This is a genomic window from Paenibacillus sp. J22R160 (assembly GCF_059692135.1).
Genome location: NZ_JCAUAU010000004.1, coordinates 474903 through 492004, shown reverse-complemented (window position 1 = coordinate 492004; position 17102 = coordinate 474903). Strand labels below are relative to the sequence as shown.

At 47.2% G+C, this 17102-nt stretch carries 18 protein-coding genes and 1 pseudogene; 17 read left to right on the top strand and 2 right to left on the bottom strand.

From position 1 onward, the window contains the following. The first annotated feature begins 56 nt into the window (after positions 1-56). Positions 57-1427 carry a dihydrolipoamide acetyltransferase family protein gene (locus tag AC58UW_RS13055; protein WP_497421065.1) on the top strand — a complete coding sequence of 457 codons (1371 nt, stop codon included), beginning with the start codon at positions 57-59 and terminating at the stop codon, positions 1425-1427. 3 nt (positions 1428-1430) lie between these two features. Here AC58UW_RS13055 and prli42 read toward each other — a convergent pair whose 3' ends face one another. Next, the gene (gene prli42 / locus AC58UW_RS13050; protein WP_167053655.1) at positions 1431-1535 is read right to left on the bottom strand and encodes a stressosome-associated protein Prli42; all 105 of its coding nucleotides are present in this window, start codon (positions 1533-1535) and stop codon (positions 1431-1433) included. A 73-nt stretch (positions 1536-1608) separates the two neighbouring features. Here prli42 and AC58UW_RS13045 point away from each other — a divergent pair, with 73 nt between their 5' ends. After that, positions 1609-2739 (top strand): M20/M25/M40 family metallo-hydrolase, encoded by a 1131-nt coding sequence (locus AC58UW_RS13045; protein WP_497421064.1) that lies wholly within the window; start codon positions 1609-1611, stop codon positions 2737-2739. Between the two features lie 134 nt (positions 2740-2873). Then, the gene (locus tag AC58UW_RS13040; protein ID WP_497421063.1) at positions 2874-3989 is read left to right on the top strand and encodes a DUF3866 family protein; all 1116 of its coding nucleotides are present in this window, start codon (positions 2874-2876) and stop codon (positions 3987-3989) included. Positions 3990-4023: 34 nt separating this feature from the next. Here the strand turns inward: AC58UW_RS13040 and mciZ are convergent. Further along, positions 4024-4089 (bottom strand): annotated as a pseudogene (gene mciZ, locus AC58UW_RS13035) (Z-ring formation inhibitor MciZ); the annotation flags it as partial. Between the two features lie 96 nt (positions 4090-4185). Here mciZ and AC58UW_RS13030 point away from each other — a divergent pair. From AC58UW_RS13030 to AC58UW_RS12965, 14 genes are all read left to right on the top strand, one after another. Continuing rightward, a complete protein-coding gene (locus AC58UW_RS13030; protein ID WP_497421062.1) occupies positions 4186-4740 on the top strand; it encodes an NUDIX hydrolase in 555 nt (184 codons plus the stop codon). 1 nt (position 4741) lies between these two features. After that, the gene (locus AC58UW_RS13025; protein ID WP_497421061.1) at positions 4742-5920 is read left to right on the top strand and encodes an endonuclease Q family protein; all 1179 of its coding nucleotides are present in this window, start codon (positions 4742-4744) and stop codon (positions 5918-5920) included. 63 nt (positions 5921-5983) lie between these two features. Continuing rightward, entirely contained in the window at positions 5984-6625 is a 642-nt protein-coding gene (gene spoIIM / locus AC58UW_RS13020; protein WP_497421060.1) for a stage II sporulation protein M, read from the top strand. Between the two features lie 105 nt (positions 6626-6730). Further along, positions 6731-7216 (top strand): ferric iron uptake transcriptional regulator, encoded by a 486-nt coding sequence (gene fur / locus AC58UW_RS13015; RefSeq protein ID WP_315949174.1) that lies wholly within the window; start codon positions 6731-6733, stop codon positions 7214-7216. A 181-nt stretch (positions 7217-7397) separates the two neighbouring features. Further along, positions 7398-8513 carry an alanine dehydrogenase gene (ald, locus tag AC58UW_RS13010; protein WP_497421204.1) on the top strand — a complete coding sequence of 372 codons (1116 nt, stop codon included), beginning with the start codon at positions 7398-7400 and terminating at the stop codon, positions 8511-8513. Positions 8514-8571: 58 nt separating this feature from the next. Beyond that, a complete protein-coding gene (locus AC58UW_RS13005) occupies positions 8572-8811 on the top strand; it encodes a DUF4227 family protein (RefSeq protein ID WP_497421059.1) in 240 nt (79 codons plus the stop codon). Between the two features lie 76 nt (positions 8812-8887). Next, positions 8888-9784 (top strand): site-specific tyrosine recombinase XerD, encoded by an 897-nt coding sequence (gene xerD, locus AC58UW_RS13000; protein WP_497421203.1) that lies wholly within the window; start codon positions 8888-8890, stop codon positions 9782-9784. A 109-nt stretch (positions 9785-9893) separates the two neighbouring features. Continuing rightward, on the top strand, positions 9894-11066 hold the full coding sequence (gene deoB / locus AC58UW_RS12995) for a phosphopentomutase (protein WP_497421058.1): 1173 nt from the start codon (positions 9894-9896) through the stop codon (positions 11064-11066). 39 nt (positions 11067-11105) lie between these two features. Continuing rightward, on the top strand, positions 11106-11933 hold the full coding sequence (locus AC58UW_RS12990) for a purine-nucleoside phosphorylase (protein WP_497421057.1): 828 nt from the start codon (positions 11106-11108) through the stop codon (positions 11931-11933). A 38-nt stretch (positions 11934-11971) separates the two neighbouring features. After that, a complete protein-coding gene (locus tag AC58UW_RS12985; RefSeq protein WP_497421056.1) occupies positions 11972-12826 on the top strand; it encodes a purine-nucleoside phosphorylase in 855 nt (284 codons plus the stop codon). A 147-nt stretch (positions 12827-12973) separates the two neighbouring features. After that, a complete protein-coding gene (locus AC58UW_RS12980; protein ID WP_497421055.1) occupies positions 12974-13411 on the top strand; it encodes a flagellar protein in 438 nt (145 codons plus the stop codon). 178 nt (positions 13412-13589) lie between these two features. Next, complete coding sequence (locus tag AC58UW_RS12975; RefSeq protein ID WP_145655378.1) at positions 13590-13973, top strand: cupredoxin domain-containing protein; 384 nt, start codon at positions 13590-13592, stop codon at positions 13971-13973. A 72-nt stretch (positions 13974-14045) separates the two neighbouring features. Then, positions 14046-15347, top strand: coding sequence for a pyrimidine-nucleoside phosphorylase (locus AC58UW_RS12970; RefSeq protein ID WP_497421054.1), 1302 nt, complete (start codon positions 14046-14048; stop codon positions 15345-15347). 464 nt (positions 15348-15811) lie between these two features. Continuing rightward, positions 15812-16990, top strand: coding sequence for a D-alanyl-D-alanine carboxypeptidase family protein (locus AC58UW_RS12965; protein WP_497421053.1), 1179 nt, complete (start codon positions 15812-15814; stop codon positions 16988-16990). Positions 16991-17102 lie beyond the last annotated feature (112 nt).

Here is a 17102-nt window from a genome sequence, read left to right as displayed (position 1 = left end):
TTCCTTTGGTCTGATTTCATGCCATTGATCATTTCCTGAACTTAGGAGGTACACCCATGAACCAAACGAACGGTCGGCTAACTGAGGTAACGGTTCCGCATTTGGCGGAAAGCCTCGTTTCGGCTACAATCGGCAAATGGCTGAAAAAGCCAGGCGATTATATCGAACAATATGACGTACTCTGTGAGCTTTTCACAGAGAAGGTGAATACAGAAATGCCTTCACCGATTGAAGGCACATTAGTGAAAATTATTGTAGGCGATGGTGAAACAGCGGCTGTCGGAGAGGCCATTTGTTTGATCGAGGAGTCAGCGGGAGCGGGAGCATCGGCTGTTTCGCCTGCAGCTTCTGCGGAGCTGGCTAGCAACACAGGTGTGTTTGTGCCGGAAGAAGACAGCGACCAAAGCATGCGCGGTCGTTATTCACCAGCTGTTCACCGTCTTGCCCAAGAGAACAACGTAGACTTATCACGAGTGCCAGGGACGGGCCTTGGCGGACGAATTACACGCAAGGATGTCGAGCAGTTCGTCGCAGGCGGCGGTTCCAAGTCAGCTCCTGCAGCTGCGGCTGTGCATACGAATCAACAAGCAGCGCCAGTTGCAAGCAGCGCGCCAGCTCCACAGGCAGAGGCGCAGCCTGCCAATCTGCCAGTGCGCAGTTCCGGCATCCATCTGTCTGCGAATCCGCAAACACCGCTAATTGAAGCGGAAGGACACTCGCTGGACTCGCGTAATGAGCACTTCATCGATGTAACACCAATTCGTAATGCCATTGCTACACGCATGCGTCAAAGTGTAACGGAAATTCCGCATGCATGGACGATGATTGAAGTGGATGTTACGAATCTCGTAGTTCTGCGGAATAAAGTGAAGGACGACTTTATGCGCCGCGAGGGCATTAACTTGACGTATTTGGCTTTCATGATGAAGGCAGTCGTTAATGCGATTAAAGATTATCCGATCATCAACTCGGTATGGGCTGTAGATAAAATTATCGTGAAACGCGACATTAACATCTCCCTATCTGTAGGGACGGAAGATTCGGTTATGACGCCAGTGATCAAAAAGGCGGATCAAAAGAATATCGCCGGATTAGCTAGAGAAATTGATGAATTGACGAAGAAAACGCGTGCGGGCAAGTTGTCATTGAATGATATGGTTGGCGGAACGTTCACTGTTAACAACACAGGCTCCTTCGGTTCGATTCTGTCTTATCCGATCATTAACTACCCGCAAGCAGCCATTGTGACCTTCGAATCGATTGTGAAGAAGCCTGTTGTTATTCAAGATATGATTGCAGTCCGCTCTATGGTTAACCTGTGTCTGTCGCTTGATCACCGCATTCTGGATGGTGTTATCTGCGGTAGGTTCCTACAGAGGGTTAAAGAAAATTTGGAAAGTTATAATGCCGATACAAAAATTTATTAATACTTAGGAATCAAAAAATAATCCGGCTGTAAACAATAGGCTAGATAGCAGCATGGTGATGAGCATTACGTAAATCACGACTTTAAACCAACGTCTATTCTGCAACACGAAGAGTCACTCCTTTATCGTAAAAGCTTGTACCGTTTTATTGTAACCCATAGTGAGCATCGGAGGAAAGTATATGATTCAGCAAAACCGTTTAGTGGAAGAATTCATTTCGCTCGTACAAGTAGATAGCGAAACTCGTTTTGAGCAAGAAATATGTGTTGTATTGAAAGAGAAATTTAGTCGTTTAGGCTTAACTGTCGTTGAAGATGATTCGATGGCAAAAAGCGGTCACGGATCAGGCAATTTGATTTGTACGCTGGAAGCGACGGACAGCAATGCCGCTATCCCGACGATTTTCTTTACATCGCATATGGACACAGTAGCTCCTGGCAAAGGCATCAAGCCGCAAATTGGCGAAGATGGGTACATCCGCAGCGACGGAACTACCATCCTTGGCAGTGACGACAAAGCAGGCATCGCAGCCATGCTCGAAGGTATTCAAGTGCTTAAGGAGCAAAACATTCCTCATGGACGTATTCAGTTCGTTATTACGGCTGGCGAGGAAAGCGGTCTGAAAGGCGCTCGTGCCATGGATCGCAAAATGATGGAAGCTGAATTCGGCTTCGCGCTGGACTCCAATGGCAGCATCGGAGATATTGCTACCGCGGCGCCTGGCCGTGCAGAAATTGAAATTATTTTCCATGGCAAATCAGCTCATGCCGGCGTTAATCCGGAAGATGGCATCAGTGCAATCCAAGTTGCCTCCAAGGCTGTTTCGCGCATGTCGCTTGGTCGGATTGACAGCGAAACAACAGCGAATATCGGCAGTTTCTCTGGTGTAGGTCCTCTTAACGTTGTATGCGATAAAGTGAAGATGGAAGCGGAAGCTCGCAGCATCGTACAGCACAAGCTGGAAGCGCAAATCGCTGCGATGAAAGAAGCTTGTGAGTCAGCAGCGGCAGATGCAGGAACGACCTGCGAGTTTAACGCAGACATCGTTTATGCCTCTTACATGCATGATGACTCTGCACCGATCGTGCAGCTAACATCCAGAGCGTTGTCAACGCTTGGATTGACTGCTCGCACGTTCCACTCCGGCGGCGGCAGCGATGCGAATATTTTTAACGGCATGGGGATTCCAACGGTGAATCTTGCTGTGGGCTACCACGAAATTCATACGACTAAAGAACATATCGCCATTAGCGATCTGGTCAAAACCGCTGAATTGGTCGTTGCTCTTGTGAAGGAAGCTGCAAAAGTTTAAACAATGTAAACCAAAACCGATTAGTCGATGCCAATTGTTGGCGCGCTAGTCGGTTTTTAAGTTTAAGGGAGTTGGAGTAATTCAGTCCTTTTTCACATATCCTTCCTGTAGCGGTGTCTGGAAGGGGGAACGGCATGTTGAAACGGGAAGTAGGAAGGGTCCTTACTGTTATTTCTGTTAGGGAAGGGTTGCAGGTCGTCAGTGTTATTATGCGGCCTAGTGGCGAGGAGAAGCGCGCTGTCCATTATACCGATAGTTCACCCCTGCTTCGTCCCGGTGATGATGTCGTTCTGAACGTAACGGCTGAGGAGCTCGGATTAGGTTCGGGAGGCTATCACATCGTTCTACCTGCTGACACAATGAACAGCGATCTTCCTGCTGCTGAGCGTCTATCCGGCGGACATATTATGAAACTCAAATATACCCCGTTACAGCGGAGTGTGCTTGCTGTGGAGGAAGAGAACAGCACGTTTCATTCTATTTTTCAAAGTGAGAAGAATCTGGAGGGGATGCCTGTCTTACTTGGGGAATTACACAGTATGCTGCCTGTGGCGTTGTGTTGGCTTCGATACCGCGAGCAGCAGTCGAATCAAGCGGCGTCGAAAGTGTCCTATATCATGACGGACGGGGGAGCACTCCCAATTGCTTGGAGTCAGCATACGGCTCAACTGGAGGCTATGTCGTGGCTTCAAAGCACGATAACCTATGGTCAAGCCTATGGTGGAAAACTGGAGGCTGTAAATAAATTTAGCGCCTTGATAGCTGCTAAGCATGTCGCCAAAGCGGACCTCTGTCTAGTAATGATGGGCCCAGGGATTGTTGGTACAGCTACACGTTACGGCTATTCCGGTATTGAAGTCGGCGAGCTCATTAATGCGGTATACGCCCTAGGCGGGATTCCGGTCGTGATTCCGCGCCTCTCATTTGCAGACGAGCGACCACGGCATCGCGGGATCAGCCACCATACGCTAACAGCACTAGGACTTGCTGCGAGATGTCCAGCTGTCGTACCTTTGCCGATATTAACGGGAGAGGAACATGCGATAATTGAAGAGCAATCGAACGGTTTGGAGCCGCATCAAATAAGGATGATGCCCTCTGCACAGGCGGAGCAAATCGCGGAGTCCTTTCATCCCTACCCGTTGCCGATTACCTCGATGGGAAGGGATTTATGGCAGGACCCTGTGTACTTCCAAAGTGTTTGCGCTGCTGTGGATTGTGCAATGCAGCTGTATAATCAATCAAAGTGATGGTCGGTCCGGCTTGCTGCAGCATGAGCTGAAGCTGACGCTTGATTTCCCAGACTTTTCCTACCAGACGAATTTGTCTTTCCCCTACATAGCTCTTCATATCGATCTTCCTCTTTTCCGGTTGAAATTTGATATAATGATCGATATGCAAAAGTAGGACAAGTTATTCCAATTTAGATAACGATGAGGTGCTCAGATGACCGTACATAAGAAATTCGAAGAAGTTACTGTTAAAACGGAGTCCATTTATAAAGGCAGAATTATTTCACTTCAGGTAGATACAGTTACACTGCCAAACGGGGAAACAGCAACAAGAGAAATTGTTAAGCACCCTGGCGCGGTGGCTGTCATTCCATTAATTGGGGACAAAATGATCGTCGTGGAGCAGTACCGAAAGCCCTTGGAGAAAAGCCAGGTTGAAATCCCTGCGGGCAAGCTGGATGCAGGCGAGGCACCTTTGAAAGCGGCTTTACGCGAGTTGGAGGAAGAAACGGGCTATCGGTCGGACAACGTGAAGTTAGTTAGTTCTTTTTATACATCCCCAGGATTTGCTGATGAAATTATCCATCTCTATATCGCGGAAGATTTGGTCAAAGGAAACGCCAATCCAGACGAGGATGAGTTTCTGGAGTGTGAAGCCATAACGCTGGAGCAAGCTCAGCAGTATATGCATGAAGGAAGAATAAGCGATGCCAAAACCATTATGGCTGTCTACATTTGGCAGTTATATAAGTTAACGGGCCAGATCTAGCATGAAGTCTTATTACGCAGACCTTCATATTCACATTGGTCGAACAGAGAGCGGCCAAGCTGTGAAGATCAGTGCCGCGAATAACCTTACTTTTTTCAATATTGCCCATGAAGCGGCTGTCCGTAAAGGGATGGAGATCATCGGCATCATCGACTGCCATTCGCCATCTGTGCAAGACGACATCATGACATATTTGGACCGTGGTGAGATGGTTGAATTGGAAGGCGGAGGTATTGGGTATCGGGATACAACCGTCATGTTGGGATGTGAGATTGAAGTCAGGGAACCTGGCATGGGGCCAGCTCATTTGTTAGCGTATATGCCCAATCTAGAGGTGATGCAGGGATTTACTAACTGGATGAAGGGTCATATGAAAAATGTGGAGCTTAGCTCGCAGCGTATTTATGTGCCTGCGCGAATCCTGCAGGAAGAGGTGATCGGAAGAGGGGGAATCCTTGTTCCCGCGCACATTTTTACACCTCACAAAAGCGTCTATGGCAGTGCAACAAGCAGGATGGAAAACCTGCTTGATTTGGAAGGTATCTCGGCCGTTGAGCTTGGACTGAGCGCTGATTCGGACATGGCAGGACTGATTTCTGAACTGGATCCTTTTACCTTCGTAACCAATTCAGATGCGCACTCATTGGGTAAAATCGGTCGCGAGTATAATGAGATACGGCTAGCTGCGCCTACCTACGATGAACTCGTTAAAGCGCTGCATCGCCTAGAAGGGCGTGGTGTGGTCGCCAACTACGGGCTGAATCCCCGCTTGGGCAAATATCACCGCACCTATTGTTCCCTGTGTGAAGCGGTTCTGGATGAGCAAGAGGGCACGGTCGAGCGCTGCGCGGATTGCGGCAGCAATAAAATCGTTCGAGGCGTTATGGATCGCATTATGGATTTGGCGGATCGAGAAGAGCCTCATCTGCCTTCTTATAGGCCGACCTACCATTTTCAAGTTCCATTAGAATTTATCCCTGGGCTTGGTCCTAAGAAATTGAATCAATTGCTTCACCGTTTTGGAACGGAGATGAATGTACTGCATCGCACGACGCAGGAAGAGCTGGAAAGTGAAGTCGGCGAAGAAATAGCCGCTTACCTTGCCCACGCGCGTGAAGGCACGCTTTTGCTTGAGGTTGGCGGAGGCGGAAGATATGGTAAAGTGAAAAATCATTCATAGTTTCTAAGTCTCGCTCATAAGCTTGTCTCTGTAGAGGTTGTACACACGGGAGGAGCTGCGAGAGTGAATAGGAACCTAACGATGAAACAATATATGAAGGACAATTTGCCGCTGTTTATATTCGTCTCCGTGCTCTTTCTCATTGGTGTTGTGTTCGGCGCCGTGATGGTTAATGCGCTTTCATTAGAACAAAAGCAGGAAATGACGCGCCATTTAGGAAGTTTCTTCCATGAAATTAATGATGGTGCCGAGTTTGACAGCAGACAGTCGTTCGTTCAATCTTTTGGCATGCACATGAAGTGGATTTTACTGATCTGGTTGTTTGGGCTGTCCGTGATTGGCCTTCCGCTCATTCTTGTTTTGGATTTTCTCAAGGGTGTGCTGATTGGTTTTACAGTAGGCTATCTGGTCGGTCAAATGTCTTGGAAAGGTATGTTGTTCGCGCTGGTTTCTGTAGCTCCGCAAAATTTGATCGTCATTCCGGCAATTCTCTTCTGCAGTGTTGCAGCGATGTCCTTTTCCATTTATATGATTAAAAATCGGTTTATGAGCCGCAATGGCAACATGTACCAGCCTTTCATGCGTTTCACTACGCTGACCCTTCTAATGGGTGTATTCCTTCTTGGAGCAGCGCTTTGGGAGGGTTATGTGTCGCAATTAATGATGAAATGGGTCACACCTATGCTGGTTCCGCTCTATGGATGACAGAAACCAACATGTTTCTGTTTGACTTTGTCAGTAAGCTCCCCCTATAATGAAAAGAGTGGCTAAAATTGGGCTTGGATGCCCACCTTTCTGAGGGGGAGGCATATGGAAGCAAGGATTGAGAAAATTAAGCAGCAGTTGCAATCCCAAGGGTACAAGCTTACCCCTCAACGGGAAGCGACTGTGCGTGTACTTTTAGAAAATGAACAAGATCATCTTAGTGCCGAAGACGTGTTTATGCTTGTGAAGGATAAAGCTCCGGAAATCGGTCTGGCAACCGTCTACCGAACTTTAGAGCTGCTGAGTGAGCTGCATGTCTTAGAGAAAATGAATTTTGGCGATGGCGTAGCACGTTATGATTTGCGCGATGACAGCACACGTCACCATCACCATCACTTAATCTGTGTCCAATGCGGGACAGTAGATGAAATTATGGAAGACTGGCTCGGGCCTTTAGAAGAAAGGCTGGATAAGGATTTTCATTTTCAAGTATTGGATCATCGACTTGATTTTCAAGGTATATGCTATCGCTGTAACGAACGAGGGAAACCGGACTCATTGGACAAATCCAAAAATAACAGCACGGAATAGAGCTGTTCATACAAAGAAAATGCCTGTAAGCACATGCTGTGCGTACAGGCATTTTTGCGTGTTTCTCATATACTGGATATTAGATAATAGAATCTCCTTCCACATAATTGGACTGGAAGCATGGGTACATTATGACTAATGTTCATGAGAAAGAAGGTAGACGAGAGTGACTGAACAATCCATGGTGATCGGCATCCCGAAGGAAATTAAAAATAACGAAAACCGTGTCGCATTGACTCCAGGCGGAGCAACGACGTTTATTATGGCAGGACATAAGGTGCTCGTTGAAGCCGGTGCCGGAGTGGGCAGCGGGTTTAGCGATGAAGATTATGCCAAGGAAGGCGCCGTTCTTATCGCGGATGCCGCCGAAGTATGGGCCCGCAGCGACATGATCATGAAAGTGAAAGAACCGCTCCCTGCCGAGTATGGCTATTTTCGAGAGGGACAGCTTCTCTTCACTTATTTGCATTTGGCTGCAGCGGGGGATCTGGCAGATCACCTGCTGAACAAGAAGGTGACAGGAGTTGCTTATGAAACCATTCAGCTTCCCAATGGGTCGCTTCCTCTGCTAACACCAATGAGTGAAGTTGCTGGACGTATGTCGGTCCAAATTGGCGCTCATTTTCTGGAGAAATTTTATGGCGGGCGCGGAATTCTTCTGGGCGGTGTGCCAGGCGTGCCGCCAGCTAATGTGGTTATCCTCGGCGGAGGGATTGTTGGAACAAACGCCGCCAAGATGGCGCTTGGTCTAGGAGCTAACGTCGCGATTATCGAACGGAGCGCGGATCGGATGCGTGCCTTGGATGATATTTTCGGTGGGCGGCTGAATACCTTAATGTCGAATCCGTTTAATATAGCAAGCGCGGTTGCCAAAGCAGATCTCTTGATTGGGGCTGTGCTTATTCCGGGAGCGAGAGCGCCAAGATTAGTGACAGAGGCGATGGTCAGAACGATGAAGCCAGGCGCTGTCATTGTGGACGTCGCTGTGGATCAAGGAGGCTCGATCGAAACGATCGATAGGGTGACCACACACAGCAGCCCCACTTATGAGACACACGGCGTTGTTCACTATGCGGTAGCAAATATGCCTGGCGCAGTTCCCCGAACTTCGACGCTTGCTTTAACGAATGTAACACTTCCCTATGCCTTGGAGCTTGCCAATAAGGGATTAACAGAGGCGATAACAGCTAATTACGCTCTGCAATTAGGGGTTAATACGTACAAAGGCAGTGTAACCCATCCAGCTGTCGCAGAAGCGCTAGGAATGCCTTATGTGAAGTTGTCCGATCTGTCATAATCAGGGCCCGAGCCTCATATCCTGTCCTAAGAAAGGGACAGAAATGGGGACCTGGCCTATGATTTTTTCCTATCGAAAATTAATGGTTCGTTTGCGTTTTATACTGCTTTTCATGACGTTGACGGTTGTTTTGTATCAAGTGATGTTAGTGCTCTCCAGCTGGATAGAGCCTGTGAATCGTTACCGCACGCCAGTAGGCAATTCCATTAAGGTGTTTGGACAGCATGAGCATGCATCGCTTCCGGAGTCGGGCAGAATGAGCGACAGGCTGCGTTTATTTTATTGGTATGGTGAATAAAAGAGGAGTTCCTTGGTGTATCGTTGAATGCTAACAGTTAGAAATATGGCATGTTAACGAAGGAGCTTATGGCATGATGATGGTTGATTTGCAATCCTTCATCCGATTTTTGTCTGTAGAACGCGGATTATCTAAGAATACGCTGGAATCTTACGAAAGAGACCTGCAGCAATTTGTTGACTATTTACATCAGCAGGGGATCACAGCTTGGAAAGAAACAAGTAAAACAAACATTGCGGGTTTCCTGTCCCAGTTGAAATTGCTGGGCAGAGCTGCAGCAACCTTGTCTCGCAATCTTGTTTCGATACGTGCTTTCTATCAGTATCTGGTTCGAGAGCGTTTGGTGGATGCAGACCCAACCCTGTTCATTGAAGCGCCTAAGCTCGAAAAGAAGCTGCCCAAGGTACTTTCCGTCGAAGAGGTTGGGAAATTGCTGGATGCGCCTCATCTTGAACTTGTAAGCGGCGTGCGCGATAAAGCGATGCTTGAACTGCTGTATGCAACGGGAATACGCGTCTCGGAACTTATCTCGATGAACGTTGATGATGTTCATTTGCAGCTCGGCTTCATTCGCTGTATGGGGAAAGGGAATAAAGAACGCAATATCCCGCTTAGTTCAATTGCTATTCGATGCTTAACCGCCTATATACATAAGGATCGCAAGAAAATGCTGAAGAAGTCGGCGGATGAAGAAGCTTTATTTATTGGACACTTAGGGACTCGGATGACGAGACAGGGCTTTTGGAAAATTTTGAAAAGGTACGCCAGCGAGATGAAAATTGAAAGTGATATCACACCTCATGCTTTGCGGCACTCTTTTGCTGCGCACCTGATTGAAAACGGCGCAGATTTAAGATCCGTCCAAGAGATGCTCGGGCATTCCGATATTTCGTCCACACAGCTGTATGTTCAAGTCACCAAGCTCAAAATGAAGGATGTTTACAATCGCGCTCATCCGAGAGCGAATATGTAACCGATGACAGCGGCGATTTCCTTGAGGGAAAGCTGCTGTTTTGCATTCATAGAGTGGAAGTGCGATAATCAAGGGTGGATAACATTGTGAACAATTTGGAGGGACAAGGGTGCGCTTTGAACGAATAGGTTTAATCGTATTGGATAGCGTAGGCATCGGCGAATTACCGGATGCCAAAGAGTTTGGCGACACAGGCAGCCACACGCTTGGACATATTGCTGAGAAGGTGAGCGGCTTCTCGCTTCCTAATTTACAGCGTATGGGTCTGGGCAGCATTGCTGAAATCAAAGGCATCCCGGCAGTTGAAGCGCCAGAAGCTTATTATGGAAAAATGGCCGAGGTATCCGTTGGAAAAGACACGATGACAGGGCACTGGGAATTGATGGGGCTTCGTATTTCTACGCCGTTTAACGTATATCCGGATGGATTTCCGGAAGCATTGATCTCACAGTTTGAGCAGGAGACAGGTCGCAAAGTGATTGGCAATAAACCAGCCTCAGGGACAGAGATTTTGGATGAGCTTGGCGAAGAGCAGATGAGAACAGGGGCTTGGATCGTCTATACGTCAGCCGATAGTGTATTTCAATTAGCGGCTCACGAAGATGTGATTCCACTGGAAGAGCTGTATCGCGCTTGTGAAATTGCCAGACGTTTAACGCAAGGCGAATTTGCCGTAGGTCGAGTCATTGCAAGACCTTATTTAGGCGAGCCTGGAACTTTCAAACGTACGCCGAATCGGCATGATTATGCTGTGAAGCCGCCGGAGCCGACAGTGATGAATCACTTGAAGGATGCAGGATATGACGTGATCGCCATCGGGAAGATTAATGATATTTTTGACGGCGAGGGCGTTACGAAAGCTACATCCACAAAGAGTAATTTAGATGGCATTCAGAAGACCATCGAAGTGCTTGGCGAGCCGTTCAAAGGGTTGGCATTTACAAACCTTGTTGATTTTGACTCGTTATACGGTCATCGTCGTGACCCTGAGGGCTATGGACGGGCGTTGGAGGAATTCGACAGCTTCGTACCACAGCTTAAAGCGAAGCTAGGTCCCAAAGACCTGCTGATCCTGACAGCAGACCACGGCAATGATCCCGTGCATGCGGGAACAGATCATACGCGCGAGTATGTGCCTATTTTGTTGTACAGCCCAAGCTTTGAGGCGCCTGTTTCGCTGGGAATTCGCGGAACATTTGCCGATCTAGGGGCTACAATTGCCGATAATTTCGGTGTAAAAGCGATAGATCAGGGCGAGAGTTTCCTGCATCTTCTCAAATAAAGCGACTGCTGAACTGAAAATGCCAAGGAGGAATATGACATGTCAGAAACATCCATGATTCAAAAGATTCAAGAGGCTGCTGCCTTTATTTCGAAGGAAACGAATATTAAACCGCAAATCGGACTTATTTTAGGCTCAGGGCTCGGCGTACTTGCAGATTTGATCGAGCAGCCGACCGTCGTTGACTACTCGCGCATTCCGCACTTTCCAGTATCAACAGTAGAAGGTCACGCGGGAGAGTTGGTCGTTGGTACGATTAAAGGTAAGCAAGTACTAGTCATGAAAGGGCGCTTCCATGCCTATGAAGGATATGGTGCTGAAACGGTGTCTTTCCCTGTTCGCGTTATGAAAGAGCTGGGTGTGGAAACGTTGATCGTAACGAATGCAGCTGGAGGCATTAACGAGTCTTATCAAGTCGGCGATTTGATGGTCATAAGCGATCACTTGAATTTGACATACCGCAATCCATTGATCGGACCCAATGACGCTGCCCTAGGCGTTCGTTTCCCGGATATGTCGGAAGCGTACAGCAAACGTCTGCGTAAATTGGCGCATGAGGTAGCGGCATCGCAAGATTTTAAACTGCAGGAAGGTGTTTATGTTGGACTTCTTGGTCCTAACTATGAGACCCCTGCTGAGATCCGCATGTTCCGTACATTGGGCGGTGACTCCGTAGGTATGTCTACAGTGCCTGAAGTTATCGTTGCCCGTCATGCCGGCATTGAGGTGCTTGGCTTCTCCTGTATTTCCAATATGGCTTCCGGAATTTTGGATCAACCGCTTTCCCACGCAGAAGTGATGGAAACTACGGAGAAAGTTAAACCTAAGTTCTTGAAATTAGTACTGGGCATTATTGAGGCTATTTAATCAGAAATTGAGGCTACTTATCAGATAAGGAGATCAACATGGAATTGACGTACATAGAGAAAATTAATGAGGCAGCAGCGTTTATTAAGCAAAAATTAGGTGAGGTATCTCCCGTTATCGGTTTAGTATTAGGCTCGGGTCTTGGCGATATGGCGAATCAGGTGGAGAATCCGATTGCGATCGATTACAGTGAAGTGCCGCATTTCCCCGTTTCAACGGTTGAAGGGCATGAAGGTCGTTTTGTCGCAGGAACGCTTGAAGGTAAGCAAGTTATCGTGATGCAGGGTCGTTTTCATTATTACGAAGGTTATGATATGAAAAAGGTTGTCTTCCCTGTGTATGTGATGAAAGCGATTGGCGTTCATTCTGTTGTTATGACGAACGCGGCGGGCGGCATGAATCGCGGCTTCAAAGCCGGTGATCTCATGGTGATTAGCGATCATCTCAACATGACAGGCGATAACCCGTTAATCGGGCCTAATCACAGCGATCTGGGTGTTCGTTTCCCGGATATGTCCGAGGCATATAGCCGCGAATATCGGGCACTTGCGCATAAGCTGGCACAAACGGTAGTTGGGGAAGATGGCGTGCCTCTGCAGCTCCAGGAGGGTGTATACGCAGGGATAACAGGACCTACCTACTGTACACCGGCTGAGCTAATGATGCTGGCTCGTATTGGCGGCGATGCAATCGGTATGTCAACTGTAGGTGAAGTCATCGCGGCTCGTCATGCAGGACTTAAGGTGCTTGGTATTTCGTGTATTACTGACATGGCAGTTGGTGAAGAGCTTGAGCCTCTGACGCATGAGCAGGTTGTAGCGGTAGCCAATCGGACGAAACCGAAGTTCATCGCTTTGGTCAAAGCATTTGTGCGCGACGTCCAATTGGGATAAAATGGATCGTTTTTTTGTTGATTTTTAATGTAAATACACATCTTAGGACCTACACAACTGGCCGAAGTCATGTTAATATATAGTTAATTAGAACTATATATGAGGGTGATCTAGGTAAGGTTACCCGTTCCGGGGATGTGATGGAGCATGTCAGTCCAACAATTAATGGTAGCCAACTGTCCGCGCTGCGGAAAAGTGTTTCAGAAAAACTTGCGAAACCAATGTACAGATTGCAGTAGGAGTCTGGATTCCCAGCTTCAGAGCTGTCTAGATTATTTACGCCGAAATTATCGCTCTTCGAATGAGCAATTAGTAGCTGCTGTAGGTATGACTAGCGAGCAGATGTTTGCATGGATCAAAGAAGGAAAGCTGATGCTCACGGATTATCCAAATTTAAGCTATCCATGTGGATCCTGCATGAAGCCGATTCGTCAACATAAGCTTTGTCAGGATTGTACTTACCGAATCAACCGAGACATTCAAGAGCTGGGTGAAAAGCAACAAAACTTACAACCTGCATCGAAAACGAAGCAAACAACATGGTCCGGCGGCTTCCAAATTCGAGACAGACTGAATGGTGTGTAATTTATATTCGTATGGGAAATAGTAAGGGTAATATCCCCCGATAAGGGGGATGTTTTTACGAGGATCCATTCACAATTCCGTCACAAAATATTCAAAGATTTGCCACTAAACCTGTATGGGATTGTCTCGCGATGTTAGGTAGAATAGATGAAGTGAACACATTATGAGGGGGATATGCATGCAAAAGTGGATTTTCTTTGTGTTATTTATACTTGCGGGCGCACTGGGGCTGGGAGTCCTCTTTCAAGATATCTCTGATCGCCAAGAGGCGAAAGCGGCAGAGGAAGCCGGCAGCAAAATTCAACAGCTTAAGATTGCAGCTTCTAACTGGCAATTTGACGCTACGGACTACACGATCAAAAAGGGTGAACCTACGAAAGTTTCCTTGTCTCTAAAAGAAGGCGTACATGCGATTGAAATCAAAGGTTTGGATATCAAGCTGGATAAAGAAAACCCTTCAAAAGAAATTACGTTCGACAAACCAGGAACTTATGAGATTGAGTGCGTACTACCTTGTGGTGAAGGTCATGCCAAAATGAAATCCAAATTAGTTGTCCAATAAAAGAGAATAATAGTACAGAGGGGGGCTCAAGCAGCTCCCTTTTTTCGATTTATCATTGGAGGAGGAATTAGCATGAGAATGGTTGATTTAATACATAAGAAACGGTCCGGAGAGGTGTTAACCGAACAAGAAATCACATTTATCGTTCATGGTTACACAAAAGGAGATATCCCGGATTACCAGATGTCAGCTCTGTTGATGGCGATTTTCTTTAATGGCATGATAAGCGAGGAAATTTCTGCGTTAACGATGGCGATGGCTGGATCAGGAGAAATGATTGATCTGTCGGAGATTGCCGGAATTAAAGTAGATAAGCATTCGACAGGCGGAGTGGGGGACAAAATTAGTTTGATTGTTGGGCCAATCGTCGCTTCTCTCGGGGTACCGGTCGCTAAGATGTCAGGAAGGGGTCTCGGCCATACAGGCGGAACTGTGGATAAGCTGGAATCGATTCCAGGCTTCCAAATTGAACTATCGAAGGAAGATTTTGTTACAGCAGTCAATACCAATAAAATTGCTATTGTTGGCCAGAGCGGCAACTTGGCTCCTGCCGATAAGAAGATGTACGCGCTGAGGGATGTAACAGCGACAGTTGATTCCATTCCGCTGATTGCCAGCTCCATCATGAGTAAGAAGATTGCATCAGGCGCCGACGCGATTGTCCTTGATGTGAAAATCGGTTCAGGCGCCTTCATGAAAACCGTTGATGACGCAAGAGTCCTTGCCCGGACGATGGTTGATATCGGCGTCAAACTGGGTCGCAATACGATTGCGATGATCACGGATATGGAGCAGCCGCTCGGCCGCGAAATCGGCAATGCCAATGAAATTCGCGAATCCATCGAAGTGCTGCGCGGCACTGGCGACAAGGAGCTAACCGAAGTCGCGATTTCCGTAGCCGCATATATGTCGCTGCTAGGTAAAGTGTTTGAGAGCTTTGAAGAGGCGCAAGAGGCCGTAAGCGACATTGTAATGAACGGGAAGGCACTGGACACGTTCAAACGGTTTGTAGCGAGCCAAGGGGGAGATCCAAGGGTGGTGGATCAACCAGAGCTGCTGCCGACAGCGAGTTATCACTTTGAGGTGCTTGCCGAGCGCGATGGCTATGTGAATCAAATCGATGCGGAACAAATCGGGATCGCCGCAATGCTGCTCGGGGCGGGTCGCGCCAAGAAAGAGGATCAGATCGACTACGCTGTTGGTCTAACCTTGAATAAGAAGATCGGTGACGCTGTTCAGGCAGGGGAGTCGATTTGCACCATTCACGCGAATCGGGAGGACGTGAAGGAAGTCACGACGATGATTCAAGGGGCTTATCGTATCGCGCCTGGTCAGCCAGCTCCTGTTCATTTGATTTATGATGTAGTTGTCTAGCATACGGTCACGTAAGGGGCTATCTCTTAGGTTTTTCAAACCTTTGAGATAGCTTTTTTTTATAGAGACCTGATCAATGGTAAGGGGCATTATGGCATAGGTGAGATTTTTGATGTAAAAGGTGCAGGTAATTTAGTGCAAACAGGTCGTTTGGAAGCATTTTGATGTAAAAAGTACAGGAAATATCCGCGATATCGCGACTTTCATGACAATCAGGAAATTTGATGTAGGTTTTACAGGTAAAGTTCCGGCTGGAGGTCAGCCCAACAAAATTGCTGTACATTTTACATCTTCTTTGCCGACTGCGTGGGTTTGGATATAGAGCAGGTAGGTATTTTTTGTTTATGCTTATTTTCCTTCCTTTGGAATATTTTGATGGAAAATCGTCAACACTGATTAGCAGTCATTCAAGCTGCAAGTGTCTGGTTTTCACTTCATAATCTCACAGGAGGGGTACAAAGGCTATGCGAAAAAAAGGGCTAATAAGTTTAATCTGTTTACAGTTATGTGTGATGCTGATCTTACCGGTTGCTTTTGCGGAAGAGAAGAAAGCGCCTGCGGTCGATTTAACGCCGAATGCGCAGTCCGCGGTATTGATGGATGCAGACACGGGTACAGTCATTGCGGAGAAAAACAAAGACACCAAACTTCCGCCAGCTAGTATTACGAAAATCATGACGATGCTTCTCATTATGGAAGCTATTGACAAAGGCAATATTAAAATGGATGAGAAAGTCCGGGTCAGTGAGTATGCAGCCTCTATGGGAGGCTCACAAATCTTTCTGGAGCCAGGCGAAGAAATGATGGTTCAGGAAATGCTGAAGGGTATTGCAATGGCATCTGGTAATGATGCCTCGGTGGCTATGGCCGAGAAAATCGCAGGATCCGAAGAAAATTTTGTGCAAATGATGAACGAGCGTGCGCAGCAGCTAGGAATGAAAAATACGCATTTTTCAAACTGCAATGGGCTGCCAGTTGCCAATCACTATACAACAGCCAATGATATTGCTGTCATGTCCAGAGAGCTGCTTAAGCATGAAGAGATTACGAAGTTCACTGGTGCTTATCAGGATTATCTGCGGAAAGAAACGCCAAACCCGTTCTGGTTGGTAAATACGAATAAGCTTGTACGCTTCTATAGCGGAGCAGACGGCCTCAAAACAGGTTATACCAGCGAAGCGAAATTCTGTTTATCCGCAACGGCCAAACGGGATAATTTGCGCGTCGTGGCTGTGGTGCTCGGCGAACCGAACACCAAAACGCGGAATGCTGAGGTCACGAAGCTGTTTGACTACGCTTTTGCCCAATATACCAACTATCCTTTATTCAAATCAGGAGATAGTCTTGGGAATTTTACGATAAACAAAGGCCAGGTTTCGACAGTACCGTTAGTTGCGAAGCAAAATTATAGCATTTTAATGAAAAAGGGCACCGCCACAGATAACATTCGACATGAGCTGCAGCTGGAGCCAAACTTGAGAGCGCCAATTACGATGGGCCAACCGATTGGTAAAATTGTCGTGTACAGCGGGGATAACGTGCTGACCGAGTATCCTCTGGAGTCACCGGTTGCTGTGGATAAAGCGTCCTGGTGGAAGCTTTTCAAGCGGACGACCTCGCACATGTTCCATACAGATAAATGATGAGATTTCGCGAATAAACAGACTTTTCTTCTAGTTTTAGCGCTTTTCTTCTAGTTTTGTCGGGGGGGCAGGAGTTCCCAACTCAGTTGTAGAAACTTAAGTTTCAAGACTT